The organism is Streptomyces marianii (assembly GCF_005795905.1).
Classification (GTDB): domain Bacteria; phylum Actinomycetota; class Actinomycetes; order Streptomycetales; family Streptomycetaceae; genus Streptomyces; species Streptomyces marianii.
In genome coordinates this window covers 5,068,702-5,085,900 of the sequence record NZ_VAWE01000001.1, presented here as the reverse complement: position 1 = coordinate 5,085,900, position 17,199 = coordinate 5,068,702, and the positions used below count along the sequence as shown (strand labels likewise).

At 70.6% G+C, this 17,199-nt stretch carries 15 protein-coding genes, 1 tRNA gene and 1 riboswitch; of the genes, 4 read left to right on the top strand and 12 right to left on the bottom strand.

The features are described from left to right. Positions 1 to 36: 36 nt before the first annotated feature. On the bottom strand, positions 37 to 360 hold the full coding sequence (locus FEF34_RS22980) for a hypothetical protein (RefSeq protein ID WP_171053051.1): 324 nt from the start codon (positions 358 to 360) through the stop codon (positions 37 to 39). Positions 361 to 459: 99 nt separating this feature from the next. Between FEF34_RS22980 and FEF34_RS22975 the strand changes: the two genes are divergently transcribed. Then, the gene (locus tag FEF34_RS22975) at positions 460 to 690 is read left to right on the top strand and encodes a DUF4287 domain-containing protein (protein ID WP_138054832.1); all 231 of its coding nucleotides are present in this window, start codon (positions 460 to 462) and stop codon (positions 688 to 690) included. Between the two features lie 95 nt (positions 691 to 785). On the opposite strand, the gene FEF34_RS22970 is transcribed toward FEF34_RS22975, so the two are convergent. Together FEF34_RS22970 and FEF34_RS22965 are read right to left on the bottom strand one after the other, a co-directional pair. Further along, positions 786 to 1,673, bottom strand: a complete 888-nt coding sequence (locus FEF34_RS22970; protein WP_138054831.1) for a Bax inhibitor-1/YccA family protein — start codon at positions 1,671 to 1,673, stop codon at positions 786 to 788. Positions 1,674 to 2,079: 406 nt separating this feature from the next. Further along, a tRNA-Leu gene (locus tag FEF34_RS22965) sits at positions 2,080 to 2,161 on the bottom strand. Between the two features lie 425 nt (positions 2,162 to 2,586). On the opposite strand from FEF34_RS22965, the gene FEF34_RS22960 reads away from it, so the two are divergent. Together FEF34_RS22960 and FEF34_RS22955 are read left to right on the top strand one after the other, a co-directional pair. Further along, positions 2,587 to 3,357 (top strand): ABC transporter ATP-binding protein, encoded by a 771-nt coding sequence (locus FEF34_RS22960; RefSeq protein ID WP_138054830.1) that lies wholly within the window; start codon positions 2,587 to 2,589, stop codon positions 3,355 to 3,357. Positions 3,358 to 3,409: 52 nt separating this feature from the next. Next, positions 3,410 to 5,941 carry an ABC transporter permease gene (locus FEF34_RS22955; RefSeq protein ID WP_138054829.1) on the top strand — a complete coding sequence of 844 codons (2,532 nt, stop codon included), beginning with the start codon at positions 3,410 to 3,412 and terminating at the stop codon, positions 5,939 to 5,941. A 107-nt stretch (positions 5,942 to 6,048) separates the two neighbouring features. Here FEF34_RS22955 and FEF34_RS22950 read toward each other — a convergent pair whose 3' ends face one another. From FEF34_RS22950 to FEF34_RS22910, 9 genes are all read right to left on the bottom strand, one after another. After that, positions 6,049 to 7,356, bottom strand: coding sequence for an SAM-dependent methyltransferase (locus FEF34_RS22950; RefSeq protein ID WP_138054828.1), 1,308 nt, complete (start codon positions 7,354 to 7,356; stop codon positions 6,049 to 6,051). A gap of 199 nt (positions 7,357 to 7,555) precedes the next feature. Continuing rightward, positions 7,556 to 8,935 carry an NAD(P)/FAD-dependent oxidoreductase gene (locus FEF34_RS22945; RefSeq protein ID WP_138054827.1) on the bottom strand — a complete coding sequence of 460 codons (1,380 nt, stop codon included), beginning with the start codon at positions 8,933 to 8,935 and terminating at the stop codon, positions 7,556 to 7,558. Positions 8,936 to 9,347: 412 nt separating this feature from the next. Further along, positions 9,348 to 10,262: a Ppx/GppA phosphatase family protein gene (locus tag FEF34_RS22940; protein WP_138054826.1), complete on the bottom strand. Its 915-nt coding sequence runs from the start codon at positions 10,260 to 10,262 to the stop codon at positions 9,348 to 9,350. Further along, complete coding sequence (locus FEF34_RS22935; protein WP_138054825.1) at positions 10,259 to 10,813, bottom strand: DUF501 domain-containing protein; 555 nt, start codon at positions 10,811 to 10,813, stop codon at positions 10,259 to 10,261. The genes FEF34_RS22940 and FEF34_RS22935 overlap by 4 nt, the downstream gene beginning before the upstream one ends. A gap of 37 nt (positions 10,814 to 10,850) precedes the next feature. Next, entirely contained in the window at positions 10,851 to 11,315 is a 465-nt protein-coding gene (locus FEF34_RS22930) for an FtsB family cell division protein (RefSeq protein WP_138054824.1), read from the bottom strand. Positions 11,316 to 11,429: 114 nt separating this feature from the next. Next, a complete protein-coding gene (eno, locus tag FEF34_RS22925; RefSeq protein ID WP_199800694.1) occupies positions 11,430 to 12,710 on the bottom strand; it encodes a phosphopyruvate hydratase in 1,281 nt (426 codons plus the stop codon). 264 nt (positions 12,711 to 12,974) lie between these two features. Further along, a complete protein-coding gene (locus tag FEF34_RS22920) occupies positions 12,975 to 13,637 on the bottom strand; it encodes a LysM peptidoglycan-binding domain-containing protein (protein ID WP_138054822.1) in 663 nt (220 codons plus the stop codon). Between the two features lie 3 nt (positions 13,638 to 13,640). Then, positions 13,641 to 13,804: riboswitch (cyclic di-AMP (ydaO/yuaA leader) on the bottom strand. A gap of 256 nt (positions 13,805 to 14,060) precedes the next feature. Further along, entirely contained in the window at positions 14,061 to 15,023 is a 963-nt protein-coding gene (locus FEF34_RS43955) for a LysM peptidoglycan-binding domain-containing protein (RefSeq protein WP_138054821.1), read from the bottom strand. Between the two features lie 161 nt (positions 15,024 to 15,184). Next, positions 15,185 to 16,435: a cytochrome P450 family protein gene (locus FEF34_RS22910; protein WP_138054820.1), complete on the bottom strand. Its 1,251-nt coding sequence runs from the start codon at positions 16,433 to 16,435 to the stop codon at positions 15,185 to 15,187. Positions 16,436 to 16,543: 108 nt separating this feature from the next. Between FEF34_RS22910 and FEF34_RS22905 the strand changes: the two genes are divergently transcribed. Then, a complete protein-coding gene (locus tag FEF34_RS22905) occupies positions 16,544 to 17,173 on the top strand; it encodes a Uma2 family endonuclease (RefSeq protein WP_234042523.1) in 630 nt (209 codons plus the stop codon). The last annotated feature ends 26 nt before the right edge of the window (positions 17,174 to 17,199 follow it).

Sequence of the window (17,199 nt, the reverse complement as noted above, 5' to 3'; positions counted from 1 at the left end):
CTCGCGGGCCCCGGCCCCGGGCTCCCCGGCGGGCTCTCAGAGCCGCGCCCGCCGCGCCGCCGCGTCGACCAGTTCCACGGCCTCGTCCAGTGCCTCCGGCGAGGCCGCTCCCGTGCGTACGGCTTCGGCCAAATCCGTCCCGGCCACCATCAATTGGTCCGCGACCGCGAAGACACCCGCGTCGGGCATGATCCGCGGCTGCCGCCCGGGCGTCTCGATCCGCTGGGCGCGCTCCGCCAACTCCCTGGCCAGTGCCAGACCTTCGGCCGCCGCGCCTCGCTGGAGCCGGCTCTGCGGGGCCGCCCGCAGCCGGTCGGCGAACCGCTCCACGGCCGCCGTCAGAGGTGTCGTATCAAGCACGATGCGACCCTATGCGCCGGTGCGGGACTGTTGCCAACACGCGAACACTGAGGCACGGTGACGTGAAGGACCACACGCGCAATGCGTCCGGAGGCGCCGATGTCCCAAGTCTTCTCCGAAGAGACCCATCGCAACCTGCTCTCCCGCATCCCTCACTGCACCGGTCGTGAAATCGCCGACTGGCTGCGCACCGTCGAAGAAGGACCGTCCCTGTTCCGTTTCGAGGAGAAGGTCAGCTGGCTCCGGAGCGAACACAATCTCGCGTACGGCCATGCGAAAGCGATCATCCATGAGTACGACCTGAGGAGGGCGGCCCGCAAGCTGCTCTAGCAGAACCGGCTCGAGGACGAGCGAAGGACCCGCCCGGCGGATGCCGGGGCGGGCCCTTCGTCGGCTCACCGGACGGCCGGGCGGCCGTCCGCGCGTCAGTCGTCGCCCTGCAGGATCGACAGCAGACGCAGCATCTCCAGGTAGATCCACACCAGGGTCATGGTCAGGCCGAAGGCGGCCAGCCAGGACTCCTCGCGGGGAGCGCCGTAGTTGATGCCGTCCTCGACCTGCTTGAAGTCCAGGGCGAGGAAGCAGGCACCGAGGATGATGCCGATGACACCGAACAGGATGCCGAGGCCGCCGCTGCGGAAGCCGAGACCGTCGCCGCCGCCGAAGACGGCGAACAGCAGGTTCGCCGCCATCAGCAGCAGGAAGCCCATCGCGGCCGCCATCACGAAGCCGTAGAAGCGGCGGGTGACGCGGATCCAGCGCATCTTGTACGCGAACAGCACACCGGCGAAGACCGCCATCGTGCCGAGCACGGCCTGGGCGACCACGCCGTCCGCGATGTACGTGGAGACCGCGCTGGAGATCACACCGAGGAAGACGCCCTCGAACGCCGCGTAGGCGAGGATCAGCGCGGGCGACGGCTTGCGCTTGAAGGACTGGACGAGCCCGAGCACCAGCGCCACCAGCGCGGCGCCGATGGCGATGCCGTACGACTTGCCGATGTTGGCCGGGTCGACGGGCAGGAGCACCCACGACAGGATCGCCGTGAGCACGACGGTGCCGAGCGTCATGGCGGTGCGCGCCACGACGTCGTCCATCGTCATCACATTGGTGCGGGCAGGCGCCTGCGGCGGGGCACCCAGCTGGGCGTCCGCCGGCGCGTACGGGTTGGTGGCATACGGGTTGCCCGCGCCCTGGGCGTACGGGTTGCCGCCGACTGCGGGGCCCCCGGCCTGCGGCGCGGTGTTGAAGCCCGCGTAGCCGTTGTCGCGGCTGAACCCCCGTCGCGAGAAGACCGGGTTGCTGCTCCTCATCTCACTCCTCCATGGCCGCCCTGCGCGGCCTTGACACAAGAGTAATGCGGGGGCAAAGACCTCGGACTAGTGCTGAAGGAGGATCTTTCCTCGATCGTGACTGACCGGGGGCCCCGGGCCCCGCACTGCTCTCTCTCCTCCCATGACAGCCAGTGAACGGACTCACTCATTCCCGGGTCGGCGGGATTCACGCCGGGTGGGTGCCGGGGAGCGGCGGACGGGGCGGCCGGGCGGCGGGAGGAGAGGGAAGAGAACGAGCAAGGAGAAGAGGGGAGGGGAGGGGAGGGGAGGGGAGAGGAGGGGAGGGGGCGGCCCGGCTTCGGTCCGGCAACGCCGGCGGCCGCGCGGGCGCGAGCAAGCTTTCAAGAGTTCAACGGTTGCCGCTCGCGCCGTGGACGCATGAACGTGCCCGGAGCCGGACTTGAACCGGCACGGCCCGAAGGCCAGCGAGGTTTAAGCTCGCCGTGTCTGCATTCCACCATCCGGGCTGGTTACGCGGTCCTGCTTACGCGGCTCTGCGTTCGCACATGAGCCTATCCGTCCGGCTCACCCCAACAGCGGAACGACGACCCGATGTTGTCTTATTTTATTGACGCCTGAGGGTGCGTCAGCCATCGTGAGGAGCTGTTTGCACCTGCCGAGGCGCGTTCCCGGCGGGCCCGGCGCCACCCGTGGGAATGACGGAAAGTCGCCGCCCGGGTACACCCCGGACAACCCGCAGGCGGCACCCCGGGAGCACACTCCGGACCCGGACGCGGCCCCGGGGACGCCGTCATACCAAAGGAGGACGGGGGTGGCGCCCCGTCAGACCCGAGAGGGCCCCGGGAACGGGCACCGGGACGGACGATCCGGCGGGGTCCCGGGCAGCACGATGGTGCGGTCCCCAGGAACGCCGCGACAGGAGAGCCGACTCGTGACCACCACACCCACCGCCGCCCGCGCCACCGCGGTGGCCGCCCGTGCCACGGATCTGTCCAAGGTCTACGGAGAGGGCGAGACCCAGGTGGTCGCCCTCGACCGGGTCACCGTGGACTTCCGGCAGGGGGAGTTCACCGCGATCATGGGCCCGTCCGGCTCGGGCAAGTCGACGCTGATGCACTGCGTCGCCGGGCTCGACAGCTTCAGCGGCGGTTCGGTGCGGATCGGTGAGACCGAACTCGGTTCGCTCAAGGACAAGCAGCTGACCCAGCTGCGCCGCGACAAGATCGGCTTCATCTTCCAGGCCTTCAACCTGCTGCCGACGCTGACGGCACTGGAGAACATCACGCTCCCGATGGACATCGCCGGCCGCAAGCCCGACCAGCAGTGGCTGCAGCTCGTCATCGACATGGTGGGGCTCTCCGGCCGGCTCGGCCACCGGCCCACCCAGTTGTCCGGCGGCCAGCAGCAGCGCGTCGCCGTCGCCCGGGCGCTCGCCGCCCGCCCCGAAATCATCTTCGGCGACGAGCCGACCGGAAACCTCGACTCCCGCTCCGGCGCCGAGGTCCTGGGCTTCCTTCGCAACTCCGTACGGGAACTGGGCCAGACCGTCGTGATGGTGACGCACGACCCGGTGGCCGCGTCGTACGCGGACCGCGTCGTCTTCCTGGCCGACGGCCGGATCGTGGACGAGATGATCGCCCCGACCGCCGACGGCGTGCTGGACCGCATGAAGGAGTTCGACGCCAAGGGCCGGACCAGCTGATCCGCGGCTCCACCACAGACTTCCGGCCCCCACCTCAGGACTGACTCACACCATGTTCCGTACCGCCTTGCGCAACGTGCTCGCGCACAAGGCCAGGCTGCTGATGACCGTGCTCGCCGTGATGCTCGGCGTGGCGTTCGTCTCCGGCACCCTGGTCTTCGCCGACACCCTCTCCAACGCCTTCCGCAACCAGTCGGCCAAGAGCTACGACGACGTCGCCGTGGCCGTCACCTCGTACGCCGACGAGAACGACGCCGAGCAGGAGCCCGGCATCTCCGAGAAGACCCTCGGCAAGCTCGCCGCGCTGGACGGCGTCGCCGCCGCCCAGGGCCGCGTCGACGGCTTCGCCGGGGTCGCCGACCCCGACGGCAAGCTCATCGGCGTCGGCTGGTCGAACAAGGGCTCCAACTTCGCCCCCGGCAGGGACGGCAAGGACCCCGCCTACACCTTCACCGACGGCAGCGGCCCCGCGAAGGCCGACCAGATCGCCCTGGACGCGGACAGCGCCGCCAAGGGCAGGTACGCGGTCGGCGACCGGGTCCGCGTCGCCACCAACGGGCCCGTGAAGGAGTACACCCTCAGCGGTGTGTTCACCACCAAGGACGGTGCCGTGAACGCCGGCGGCAGCCTGGTCCTCTTCGACACCGACGTGGCCCAGGAGCTCTACCTCAAGCCGGGCTACTACCGGGACGTCACCCTCACCGCCGCCCCCGGAGCGGACGACGCGAGGATCCTCGACGCGGTGGAGCGGTCGCTACCGGAGAACGCCGAGGCGCAGACCGGCACGGCGCTCGCCGAGAAGCAGGCCGCGGACATCGAGCAAGGGCTCGGCACCCTCAAGCAGATCCTGCTCGGCTTCGCCGGCATCGCGCTCTTCGTCGGCGTCTTCCTGATCTCCAACACCTTCACGATGCTGGTCGCCCAGCGCACCAGGGAACTCGCCCTGATGCGGGCCGTCGGCGCCTCACGCCGCCAGATCACCCGCTCGGTGCTCATCGAGGCCGCGATCGTCGGCGCGGTGGCCTCGGCCGTCGGCTTCGTCCTCGGTATCGGGCTGACGATGGGTCTGCGCTCGGGGATGGCCGCCTTCGGCATGAAGGTGCCGGACGGGCCGCTCGTGATCTCCGCCAGTCCGGTGATCGCCGCGTTCGCCGTCGGTGTCCTCGTCACCATGTTCGCCGCGTGGCTGCCGGGCCGACGGGCCGCCAAGATCCCGCCGGTCGCCGCCATGGGCAGCGTCCACGCGGCGCCCGGCGCCAAGTCGCTGGTGCTGCGGAACTCCATCGGAGGCGTCCTGACGGGCCTCGGCGCGGGTGGCATCGTCTGGGGCGCCGGCGCCGGCGGCGACACCGGGCGGATGCTGATCGCGGCGGGCGCCTTCCTCGCGCTGATCGGCGCGATCGTGCTGATCCCGCAGCTCTCCCGTCCCGTCATCGCCCTCCTACGGCCGCTGCTCGTCGGCGTCTTCTCGGTGGCCGGCAAGCTCGCCGGACGGAACGCCGTCCGCAACCCCCGGCGCACCGGTGCCACGGCCTCCGCGCTCGCGATCGGACTGACCCTGGTCACGGGTCTCTCCGTCCTCGGCGTCACCGTCGGCAGGGCCGTCGACAAGATGACGACGGACAACATCAAGGCCGACTACATGGTCACGATGGCCAACGGCAGGGCGCTCGACCAGTCCGTGCTGGCAGCGCTGGAGAAGGCCCCGGGCGTCACGGCGGTCTCCCCGAATCAGGCCGTGTACCTCGAGGTGGAGGGCGACTTCCCGTCAGCGTCGGCGGTCACGCCCGGGGACGTCGGGAAGGTCCTGAACGTCGAGGTCGTGAAGGGCAGCCTGGACACCCTCGCGAAGGGGCGCGTCGCGGTCGCCGAGAAGACGGCCACGAGCAAGGGCTGGAAGGTCGGCGACAGCCTCCCGGTCACCTTCGGCGACAAGAAGAAGGGGACCCTGGAGGTCGGCGCGGTCTTCAAGGACAGCGATTTCCTCTCGCCGGTCCTGGTGAGCACCGAGGTCGCCGGCCGGCACGAGGTGAAGCCGCACATCCCGGAGATCTTCGTGAAGACGGACGGCGGTCAGAGCGAGGCGAACGAGAAGGCCCTGATCGACGCGCTGGGCGACAACCCCGCCATCGCGGTGATGGACCGGCAGGACATCCGCGACCAGTTCGGCGGCGCGATCAACACCATGCTGAACATCATGTACGGCCTGCTCGCGATGGCCCTGCTCATCGCGGTGCTCGGGGTGGTCAACACCCTGGCGATGTCCGTCTTCGAGCGGCAGCAGGAGATCGGCATGCTGCGCGCCATCGGCCTGGACCGGCGCCGGGTGAAGCGGATGGTCCGGCTGGAGGCCGTCGTCATCTCCGTGTTCGGCGCGGTCGTCGGCATCGGCCTCGGCACCTTCCTCGGCTGGGCGATCGGCGAGACCTTCCGGGACAAGGTGCCGGGCTACGCCCTGGTCCTGCCGTGGGACCGGATCGGCCTCTTCCTGGTGCTCGCCGCGCTGGTGGGCGTGCTCGCCGCGCTGTGGCCGGCCCGCAGCGCCGCGAAGCTGAACATGCTGACCGCGATCAAGACCGAGTAGCGGCACCACGGACGGCCGAGCACACGCGCCCGGGGCCGGGCCCCGCGGAAGGGGCCCGGCCCCGGGCGCGCGTGCACGGGGCCGGGGCGACGCCCCGGCCCCTGACCTCAGCGGCCCTCGGCCCCGGTCCAGCTGCGCGCCCTCAGCGGCATGCCGGACGCGCCACCGTCCCGGCCCTTCACCGCGAGGACCTGGTTGACCCCGATCCTGTTGCGCTCGAAGGAGACGGCCGAGGCGGCCATGTAGAGGCGCCAGATCCGGGCGCGGCCCGGCGAGGAGTGCCGTACCGCCCGTTCCCAGTCGGACTCCAGATTGGCCACCCAGGCGCGCAGCGTGCGGGCGTAGTGCTCGCGGAGGGACTCGACGTCGCGGGCCTCGAAGCCGGCCTCCTCCAGGATCGACACGGTCGTCCCGATCGGCGCCAGCTCGCCGTCGGGGAAGACGTAGGCGTCGATGAAGTCGTCCACGTGGTAGGCGGCTTCGTCCTGCTCGGGGCGGCGCGCGATCTGGTGGTTGAGGAGCCTGCCCCCGGGCCGCAGCAGTCCGTGGAGCACATCGGCGTACTCCCGGTACCGGGCGGAGCCGACGTGCTCGGCCATCCCGATGGACGAGATCGCGTCGTACGGACCGTCCTTGACGTCCCGGTAGTCCTGGACCCGGATCTCGACGCGGTCGGTCAGCCCCTCCTCGGCGATCCGCTTGCGGGCGTGCGCGGCCTGCTCCCGGGACAGGGTGACCCCGGTGACCCGGGCGCCGTACTCCCTGGCCGCGTGGATCGCCATCGAGCCCCAGCCGCAGCCGACGTCCAGCAGTCGGTCCCCGTCACCCAGGGCGAGTTTGCGGCAGACGAGGTCGAGTTTGTCGCGCTGCGCGTCCTCCAGCGAACCCCCGTCCTGCCAGTAGGCGCACGAGTAGACCATCGACGGCCCGAGCACCTGCTCGTAGAACGCGTTGCCGACGTCGTAGTGGTGGCTGATCGCCTGCCGGTCGCGCGCCTTCGTGTGCAGCGGGCCGCGGCGCCCGGCCACCTCCTCGGCGGGCGGCGGCACCGGCAGCCAGGAGCGGGGCCCGGCGAGTGCGATCAGCTCCCCGACGGCCGAGCGCAGCCGGGGATCGCCCATCGAACGCAGCCCCGGGCCGGGCTCGGAGCGCTCCCAGATCAGCCCCGCGAGAGCCCCCAGGGCCTCGTACAGATCGCCCTCGACGTCGATCTCCCCGGCCACCCAGCCGCGGGCCAGGCCGAGTTCGCCCGGCTTCCACAGCAGCCGGCGCAGGGCGCGCCGGTGCCGGATGACGAGGACCGGGCCGTCGGCGGGCCCCGACTCGCTTCCGTCCCAGGCCCGGATGCGGACCGGGGGCGGTGCCCCGAGCAGTTCTTCGGTGAGGGCGGTGAGCCGCGAAGCGGCATCGGCCATGGCGCACACCTCCGTGATCGCTGTTTGACGGAAATGCCCAACACCACGTAAACGCCCTCGGCGTGCGAACGCAGTCCCCTGGTGGGCAAATGGACGGCAAAACAGACAACTTCCCCGTGCGGAGTGTGCTCAAAGTACGCCGAAGGGGCCGTCCGCACCACGGATGGCGGACGGCCCCTTCGGGGGTACTACTGCGGGGTCAGGACGCCTTGGCCTTCTCCGGGGCGGGCTTGGTCGCCGCCGGGGCCGGCCTGGCGGCCTCGTAGAACTCCTCGCGAGGCGACTCGATCGCGCCGAGCGAGACGACCTCGCGCTTGAGGAACATCGCGAGGGTCCAGTCGGCGAAGACGCGGATCTTGCGGTTCCAGGTCGGCATCGCCATGCCGTGGTAGCCACGGTGCATGTACCAGGCCAGCCGGCCCTTGAGCTTGATCTTCACCTTGCCCATGACGATCATCGCGACGCCCTTGTGCAGGCCGAGACCGGCGACCGCGCCCTTGTTGGCGTGGCTGTACTCCTTCTGCGGGAAGCCCCGCATACCGGAGATCACGTTGTCGCCGAGGAGCTTGGCCTGACGCAGCGCGTGCTGGGCGTTCGGCGGGCACCAGGCGTTCTCGACACCGGCCTTGCGGGCGGCGATGTCCGGGACCTGGGCGTTGTCGCCCGCGGCCCAGATGTAGTCGGTGCCCTGCACCTGGAGCGTCGGCCGGGTGTCCACGTGGCCGCGGGGGCCGAGCGGCAGGCCGTAGCGGGCCAGGGCCGGGTTCGGCTTCACACCGGCGGTCCAGACGATGGTGTTGGAGTCGACCTCCAGGCCGTTCTTCAGCACCACGTGGCCGTCCACGCAGGAGTCCATGGAGGTGTTGAGGTAGATCTCGATGCCGCGGGCCTCGAGGTGCTCCTTGCCGTACTTGCCGAGCTTGGGGCCGACCTCGGGAAGGATCTTGTCCGCGGCGTCGACGAGGACGAAGCGCATGTCCTCGCGCTTGATGCTCTTGTAGTACTTGACCGCGTCGCGGGCCAGGTCCTCGACCTCGCCTATGGTCTCGGCGCCGGCGAAGCCGCCTCCGACGAAGACGAAGGTCAGGGCCTTGCGGCGGACCTCCTCGTCGGTGGTGGAGTCGGCCTTGTCCAGCTGCTCGAGGACATGGTTGCGCAGGCCGATGGCCTCCTCGATGCCCTTCATGCCGATGCCCTGCTCGGCGAGGCCGGGGATCGGGAAGGTGCGGGAGACCGCGCCGAGCGCGATGACCAGGTAGTCGAAGGGCAGCTCGTAGGCCTCGCCGACGAGCGGCGCGACCGTGGCGACCTTGCGGTCCTGATCGATGGTGGTGACCCGGCCGGTGAGTACCTCGGCCTTGGGCAGCACACGTCGCAGCGGGACGACGACGTGCCGCGGCGAGATGCTGCCGGCGGCTGCTTCGGGAAGGAAGGGCTGGTACGTCATGTACGACCGCGGGTCGACGACCGTGACGGTCGCCTCCCCGTACCGCATCTTCTTCAGAATGCGACGAGCTGCGTACAGGCCTACGTACCCACCGCCTACTACGAGGATCCTGGGACGCTCCGTGGTGCTCATGCCATCGAGTATCCACCCCCCTCGGAGGGGGTGCTCGTGAGCCCCTTCACAAGCACTGGGGGACCTTCTGCTACACTCCGCCGCCCACGTGACCGAGGTCATGGCGGACCCCGGGAACCCCGGTGCAACGGGAGACGTTGCCAAGGCCCGCTGAGCTGGCCCCACGCTCCCGCCGGAAGGTGAACCGGGGCCCCTCTTCATGTGTACGCAACACGACGGCCACCTGCCGGAGCGCGGACGGACGGGCGGAGTTGGACACGAAAACAGGCCCGGCGGGCCCTCCGGGGGCACTTTCGACGGCCAGCCGGGCCCAATTCCTTGTGAAGAACTTCACGAACTTTCTTGCGGGCGGTGCCCTCCCGGCTGGAAAACGCCCTCGGAACCCGGTCCGGGCCGCCCCCCGGTCCCGCGCTCAGGCGAGGGAGAACGCGATCCCGTCGAGGATGTCGTGCTCCGAGACGACGACCTCCGGCACTCCGGCGCGGTCCATGATCGCGAGCAGCACCAGGGTGCCCGCGATGATCACGTCCACCCGCCCCGGGTGCATCACCGGGATCGCGGCGCGCTCCTCGTGGGTGGAACGGATCAGCCGCTCGGCGATCTCCACGACCCGGCCCCGGGAGACCCGCGAGTGGTGGATCGCCTCGGAGTCGTACGCGTCGAGGCCCAGCGCTATCCCGGCGACGGTGGTCACCGAGCCGGCGAGGCCCACCAGGGTGCTCGCCTCGCGGAGCGGCACGGTCTCTTCGGCCAGGTCCAGCGCCGCCTCGATGTCCGCCCGGACCGCGGCGATCTCCTCCGGCGCCGGAGGGTCGCTGCGTACGTGACGCTCCGTCAGCCGGACGCAGCCGATGTCCACCGAGCGGGCGGCCTCGACGTGGCCGCGGCCGATGACGAACTCGGTCGAGCCGCCGCCGATGTCCACGACCAGCCGCTCCTCGTGGCCCGGGAGCTCCTTGGTGGCCCCGGTGAAGGAGAACTCGGCCTCCTGGTCACCACTGATCACCTCGGGCTCGACCCCGAGGATGCCGACCACACCGCTCACGAACTCGTCGCGGTTCTCGGCATCCCGGGAGGCTGAGGTCGCCACGAAGCGGACCCTCTCCGCTCCGTGCTCCTTGATGATCCCCGCGTACTCCCGGCAGGCCGCGAAGGTGCGCTCCAGGGCCTCGGGGGCCAGCCGGCCGGTGCGGTCGACGCCCTGGCCGAGCCGGACGATGGTCATCCGCCGGTCGAGCTCGGTCAGTTCACCGGTCGAGGCGTCCACGTCGGCGATGAGCAGCCGGATCGAGTTCGTGCCGCAGTCGACGGCGGCGACCCGGGTCATGCGCCGTCCTCCGTGCCCGCGCTCGCGCGGTCCCCCGCTCCCGCGGTCACGCACGGGCCCTTGGCCCACCACTCCGGGAGCATCGCGATGGCCTCGTCACCCAGGGGGTTCACTCCGGGGCCGGCCGCGAGCGAGTGGGCGACCAGGACATGCAGGCACTTCACCCGGTCCGGCATGCCACCGGCGCTGGGGAAGTCCTTCAGCTCCTCGATCTCGTCCCGGCGCCGGACGTAGTCCTCGTGCGCCGCCCGGTACGCCGCCGCCAGGTCGGGATCGGCCTGCAGGCGCTCGGTCATCTCCTTCATGACGCCGTTCGCCTCGAGCGTGCCGATGGCCGAGGCCGCACGCGGGCAGGTCAGGTAGTACAGCGTCGGGAAGGGCGTGCCGTCCTCCAGCCGCGGTGCCGTCTCGACCACGTCGGGCCGGCCGCAGGGGCAGCGGTGGGCGATGGCCCGCAGACCGCGCGGCGGGCGGCCGAGCTGCTCCTCGAAGGCGGCGATGTCCTCCGCGGTGGGCGGGGTGGGAGCGGTGCTCGGCGGGGGCGTGTCCATGGGATGTGTATGTCTCTTCGTCGGTTCCGTGTCTTGGCTAGCGTCGCGCGTCGGCGCGGTCGACGCCGTCCCAGACGTTCGAGTACCAGGGACGGCCGACACCGGCCTCCTCGGCACGTGGCTCACGGGCCGCCCGCGGGTCGACCACGATGTACCCGGTCTCGCCGGGCCGGACCATGTGCAGGTGCTCACGGGCCAGCCGCATGACGTACGCGTCGTCCTGGAGGCGGGCCTTCTCGTCGCGCAGCCGCTCCACGCGCTCGCGGGCCGCGGCGGCGAGCCGCTGCTGCTCGTCGACCTCGTTCTGCTGCGACACGTACGCACGCATCGGATAGGCGAGCGCGACGATCATCGAGCATACGACGAGTGCGAGGAAGGCGGCCCGGCCGGTGAGCCGGGAACGCCGAGCCTGCCGGCGGGACTGCGAACGGTAGACGCGGGCGGCGGTCTGCTCACCGAGCAGCCGCAGCCTGGTCGCGGTGGAGAACCGGTCCCGGGCCATCAGTGCGCCTCCCCTTCACGTGCGTACGTCCCCGCACACGGTACGGGACCGTGTGCGGGGACGTAGGCAACCTCCGCCCCCGCCGGGCTCGCCGCCCGGCGAGGGCGTCCGGAATCAGCCCTTGAAGCGCGGGAACGCGCTGCGGCCGGCGTACACCGCGGCGTCGTCGAGGATCTCCTCGATGCGCAGGAGCTGGTTGTACTTGGCGACGCGCTCGGAACGGGCCGGGGCACCGGTCTTGATCTGACCGCAGTTGGTGGCGACGGCCAGGTCGGCGATGGTGACGTCCTCGGTCTCGCCGGATCGGTGGGACATCATGCACTTGAAGCCGCTGCGCTGGGCCAGCTCGACCGCGTCGAGGGTCTCGGTCAGCGAGCCGATCTGGTTGACCTTGACCAGGAGGGCGTTGGCGGCGGCCTCGTCGATACCGCGGGCGAGGCGCTCGGGGTTGGTCACGAACAGGTCGTCGCCGACCAGCTGGACCTTGGCACCGAGCTTCTCGGTGATCGTCTTCCAGCCGTCCCAGTCGTCCTCGAACAGCGGGTCCTCGATCGAGACCAGCGGGTAGGCGGAGACCAGCTCCTCGTAGTACTCGGTCATCTCGGCGGCCGAGCGGGACTTGCCCTCGAACTCGTAGGCGCCGTCCTTGTAGAACTCGGAGGCGGCGACGTCGAGCGCGAGCGCGATGTCCTTGCCCGGCGTGTAGCCGGCCTTCTTGATCGCCTCGAGGATGAGGTCGAGGGCATCGCGGTTGGAGCCCAGGTTCGGGGCGAAGCCGCCCTCGTCGCCGAGTCCGGTGGAGAGTCCCTTCTCCTTCAGGACCTTCTTCAGGGTGTGGTAGACCTCGGTGCCCCAGCGCAGGGCCTCGGAGAAGGACTCCGCGCCGATGGGCGCGATCATGAACTCCTGGATGTCCACGTTGGAGTCGGCGTGCGAGCCGCCGTTCAGGATGTTCATCATCGGAACGGGCAGCAGGTGCGCGTTCGGGCCGCCGAGGTAGCGGAACAGCGGCAGGTCGGACGCCTCGGAGGCGGCGTGCGCGACGGCGAGGGAGACGCCGAGGATCGCGTTGGCGCCGAGGGAGGACTTGTCTGGGGTGGCGTCGAGGTCGAACATCGCCTGGTCGATCAGGCGCTGCTCGGTGGCGTCGTAGCCGACGAGCTCGGGGCCGATCTGCTCGATGACGGCGAGGACGGCCTTCTCGACGCCCTTGCCAAGGTAGCGGTTCGGGTCGCCGTCGCGGAGCTCGAGGGCCTCGAAGGCGCCGGTGGACGCACCGGACGGAACGGCAGCACGGCCGGTGCTGCCGTCGTCGAGGCCGACCTCGACCTCGACCGTGGGGTTGCCTCGGGAGTCCAGGATTTCCCGGGCTACGACGACGTCGATGGACGGCACGAGCATCTCCTTCTGGGATGTGACGCGTGAGGTGACACAAGCGGGGCCGTGTCGGTGCAGGGCCGCTTCGGCCTTGCGGCAAGAGCCTAACCGCCCGGGTGGCATCGTCCGGCAGATGCCCGCCCCGTGGGACGGAAAACCGGCCGGAACGGACAAAGACCCCGGCCCTGGAGTACCCCCCGTGCCCGCCGGACAGCGGGGAGTACGGGGGATGCCACGCAGGGCCGGGGCCGGGGGTGACCGCGAGGGTCCCCGGGCCGGGCATCAGCTCAGGTGGAGCTTCTGGCCGGGGTGGATGACGTTCGCGTCCTCGACGATGTCCTTGTTCAGCTCGAACAGCTTCTTCCAGCCGCCCTTGACCTTCTCGGAGTCGGCGATCCCGCTGAGGGTGTCGCCGGCCTTGACCGTGTACTCGCCGTCGCCCTTCTTGACCGGGGCGGCGGCGCGCTCGGAGCGGCTGGTCGGGGCCTCGGCTCGCTTCGGGGCGGCGGGCTCGGCCTTGGGCTCGGCGGCCTTGGGGGCGGCCGGGGCGGCTCCGCCGTACGAGGCGTTCGACAGTCCGGTGCCGCAGTTCGGCCAGGCACCCTTGCCCTGGCCCGCCAGGACCTTCTCGGCGATCTGGATCTGCTGCGCCTTGCTGGCCTTGTCGGCGGTGGGGGCGAACGCGGTGCCCCCGTAGGCGGCCCAGGTGGAGGCCGAGAACTGCAGCCCGCCGTAGTAGCCGTTGCCGGTGTTGATCGACCAGTTGCCGCCGGACTCGCACTGGGCGACGGCGTCCCACTCGGAGGCGGTGGCGGCGGACGCGGTGCCCGAGGCCATCAGCGGGGCGGCGATGGCGGCGCCGGCCACACCGGCGAGCGTGGCGACACGGGTGGACCGCTGGAAGACCGTCGGGCGACGGTGCTTGCCCTTGCCGGAAAGCAGCATCGAAGTTCTCCTCACCGACGCCTGCGAGGTGAGCTGTCGGGTTCGGGCCGATGTGGTGCCCGGCCGTGCGACGAACGCACGGCTCCACCCCTAGCCGGGCAGCCCTCATCGGGCCTGTCCGGCACTTACCTTGGGTCCCCCGCTCCTGCCTTCGGCGCTTGCGCGACGACTGTTCCCGGCGGCCGCCGGCAGGATTCGGCGTGCGGTCGACGGGGCCCGCGTTGCGAGCGGTTCAGACCGTAGACACACGTCTCCCCGATGTTCAAAGACGAACATCGGGGAGAAATCGCCCAAAACTGACGGGGCAACATGTCCGTTTTCGCAGGTGGGAGCCGCGATGACCGGAGTTGACCGGCTAGCAGCGCCAGTTGACCGGAAGAGACTCTTGTCTCACTCGCACAGAACCGGACATAAGCGCCCGAACTACTCCTTCAACTGGCCCTTTTCCGGGCCGAGATCGAGACTCTGGCCAGGCAGGATGAGGTCCGCGTCGGAGCCGACGACGTCCTGGTTCGCCTCATAGAGGGCGGGCCAGCCGCCGGGCACCTGGTTCGCGTCGGCGATCGACGAGAGGTTGTCGCCGATGCGGACGACGTACTCGTCTCCCGTGACGGCACCATCCCGCGTCGCTCCATCACCCAGTGAGGCATGTCGACCAGATTCATGGTCATCGCCCGAATTGCCTGCCTCATCCCCTTCGGTGGCGGGGGTGCCCCGATGCTTGCCGGTGCCCGCCTCCGCCCCCGCCTCGCCGGACGCCTCCGCGCTCCCGGCGGAGCCCTCGGCGGATCCGGCGGGCTGCGGGGACCCGGCCGGCGAGGAGGACTGCCCGGACGGCTCGGGCGACTCGGGCGACTCGGAGGCGGACTCGCCCGGGCCCGACCGGGATCCGGCAGGCAAGGGGTCCCCGGCATCCGGCTCGGGCACGGCGTCCGCCCCGTCACCGAACGAGGGTCCCTTCACGACATCGCCCAGCGGGTCGGCCGACGGGGTGCCGGTGGACTCGGAGCCACCGCCGCCCAGACCCGTGATCGATCCGCAGCTCTGCCAGGCGGAGGCACCCTGGGCGGCGAGCACCATCTCGGCGACCGAGATCTGCTCGGAGGGGCTGGCGAGGTCCGCGCGCGGCGCGTACGCGGTGCCGCCGTAGGCCTCCCATATCTCCTGGGACATCTGGAGGCCGCCGTAGTAACCGTTGCCGAGGTTGGCACTCCAGTCGCCGCCGCTCTCGCAGTCCGCGACGCGGTTCCAGGTGGCGGTGTCGGCGGCGGACGCGGAACCCGCGCCGAGCAGCGGGATGGCGATGGCCGATCCGGTCACCCCTGCCGCGACGATGAGGGCGGGGACCTGACGAGGTCGGCGGTGTCGGCCGTTCCCGGACAGCATGCGGTGCGCCTTCCGTGTGACTACAGAAAACTCCAGGGACTCTCGAGGTGATTGACCTCGATGACCCGGAGTCGGGGTGAACGTAGCCGCACTCCGACGTCAGTCACAAGTCGGTGCAGCGGAGATCACGTAAAAGTCACAGTCTTGACTGTCCGTCAGATTCAGCGGTGGGTGAATTCAACGGGCAGAGTGCGCAATCCGCGCATGATGAGCCCCCCACGCCACCGCAATTCCGACGGATCGACCGCAAGCCGCAAGTCGGGCAGCCGGGTGAGGAGCGCCGCGAGCGCGGTCTGTCCTTCCAGCCGCGCGAGCGGCGCGCCCAGGCAGTAGTGGATGCCGTGCCCGTACCCGAGGTGCTGGTTGTCCCGGCGGCCGAGATCGAGGGTGTCGGGCTCCGCGAACCGCCCGGGGTCGCGGTCCGCGGCGGCCAGCACGACGAGGACGGGGTCGCCGGCGGCGATGTCCCGGCCGCCGAGCGCCAGCGGCTCGGTCGCGAACCGCCAGGTGGCGAGCTCGACCGGTCCGTCGTAGCGCAGCAGCTCCTCGACCCCGGTGGCGAGCAGGCCGTTCTCGCCTGCGGCCAGCGAGTCCTGGAGCCGCTGCCGCTGCCCCGGATTCCGCAGCAGCGCGTACGTGCCGTTCCCGATGAGGTTCACCGTGGTCTCGAACCCGGCGAAGAGGAGGATGAAGGCCATCGCGGCGGCCTCGTTCTCGGTGAGGTGCTCCCCGTGGTCGGACGCCTTGATAAGTCCCGAGATGAGGTCGTCACCGGGGGCTTCGCGCTTGCGGTGGATCAGGTCAGCGAGATAGCCGCGCATCTTCTTCACCGACCGGGCGACACCGCCGCGCGGGCCCCCGCCGTGACGGATCATCATCCCCGCCCAGTCCCGGAAGTCGTCCTGGTCCTCACGTGGGACGCCGAGCATGTCGCAGATGGCGTAGATGGGGAGCGGGAACGCGAACTCGTGGATGAGGTCCGCGCTACCCCGCTGCGCGAAACCGTCGATGAGCCGGTCCGTCAACTCCTGTACCCGGGGCGCGAACTCGGCCACCCGGCGGGGGGTGAACGCCTTCGACACGAGCCGCCTCAGCCGGGTGTGGTCGGGCGGGTCGATGTTCAGCAGATGCGTCATCAGCTCCGCCTTGCGCTCCCCCGGGATCCCCGTCTTCCCCTTCGCGTGCGCGGGCTCGTCGTGGTGCGCGGGGTTCTTGCTGAGCCGCTGGTCCGCGAGGGCCTGCCGGGCGTCCGCGTACCGGGTCACCAGCCACGCCTCCACCCCGCTGGGCAGCCGGGTCCGGTGCACCGGCGCGTGCTCCCGGAGCCAGGCGTAGGCGGGGTACGGGTCGGTGGCGAACTCCCAGGTGAAGAGCTCGGGGGCGTCGGGGACGCGGGACGGCCGGTCGTGCATGGGTCGACGTTAACCCGCACCGGGCCGGTCCCCCGTTCGGCGGACCTTTCCGCGTTCCCCGTGGGTAGGCTGACCGTACACGCCAGACTCCGTCGCATGGGAGCGCTGATGAGTGCCGCAGCCGAAGACCGGAGGGAAGACCAGGACGGCCGGGAGGAGCAGTACGTGTTCCCGGTCCCGCCCCCCGGTGGGTGGACGGCGGACGACCTCGACCGGATCAAGGGTCTCCCGCCGCACACCGAGCTGATCGACGGGGGACTGTTCTTCGTGACTCCGCAGACCGATTTCCACATGGCCGCGCTGCGGCTGCTGGAGAACGCACTGGTGCAGCAGGCACCGGACGACCTCTATGTCGTCCGCGAGATGACCACCAAACTGGGCGTACGCGACCGGCCGGAGCCCGATCTCATGGTGGTTCCGTGGAGCGCCCGCACGGGACCGCAGCAGACCTGGTACGCCCCGGACGACATCCTGCTCGCCGTCGAGATCGTCTCGGACGAGTCCGTGCAGCGTGACCGCGAGCTCAAACCGCGCAAGTACGCGGCGGCTGGCATCCGGCACTTCTGGCGGGTCGAGAAGCACGACGACCTGCCCGTGGTGTACGTGTACGAGCTGGACCCCGCCACGAGCGCCTACGCCGTCACCGGCATCCACCACAACCGGCTGAAGGTCGACGTCCCGTACCCCGTCGAGATCGACCTCACCGCCGTGGACCGGCGGCGCGGAAGGCGGGACTGACGCACACGCCGGGACGGCCGGCCCTC

Bases quoted from the DNA above. Each gene is read 5' to 3' on its own strand.
- FEF34_RS22940 (WP_138054826.1), bottom strand. From the start codon at position 10,262: ATGACCCGGGTCGCCGCCGTCGACTGCGGCACGAACTCGATCCGGCTG.
- FEF34_RS43955 (WP_138054821.1), bottom strand. From the start codon at position 15,023: ATGCTGTCCGGGAACGGCCGACACCGCCGACCTCGTCAGGTCCCCGCC.
- FEF34_RS22905 (WP_234042523.1), top strand. From the start codon at position 16,544: ATGAGTGCCGCAGCCGAAGACCGGAGGGAAGACCAGGACGGCCGGGAG.
- FEF34_RS22935 (WP_138054825.1), bottom strand. From the start codon at position 10,813: ATGGACACGCCCCCGCCGAGCACCGCTCCCACCCCGCCCACCGCGGAG.
- FEF34_RS22970 (WP_138054831.1), bottom strand. From the start codon at position 1,673: ATGAGGAGCAGCAACCCGGTCTTCTCGCGACGGGGGTTCAGCCGCGAC.
- FEF34_RS22910 (WP_138054820.1), bottom strand. From the start codon at position 16,435: ATGCACGACCGGCCGTCCCGCGTCCCCGACGCCCCCGAGCTCTTCACC.
- FEF34_RS22920 (WP_138054822.1), bottom strand. From the start codon at position 13,637: ATGCTGCTTTCCGGCAAGGGCAAGCACCGTCGCCCGACGGTCTTCCAG.
- FEF34_RS22955 (WP_138054829.1), top strand. From the start codon at position 3,410: ATGTTCCGTACCGCCTTGCGCAACGTGCTCGCGCACAAGGCCAGGCTG.
- FEF34_RS22930 (WP_138054824.1), bottom strand. From the start codon at position 11,315: ATGGCCCGGGACCGGTTCTCCACCGCGACCAGGCTGCGGCTGCTCGGT.
- FEF34_RS22950 (WP_138054828.1), bottom strand. From the start codon at position 7,356: ATGGCCGATGCCGCTTCGCGGCTCACCGCCCTCACCGAAGAACTGCTC.
- FEF34_RS22975 (WP_138054832.1), top strand. From the start codon at position 460: ATGTCCCAAGTCTTCTCCGAAGAGACCCATCGCAACCTGCTCTCCCGC.
- FEF34_RS22945 (WP_138054827.1), bottom strand. From the start codon at position 8,935: ATGAGCACCACGGAGCGTCCCAGGATCCTCGTAGTAGGCGGTGGGTAC.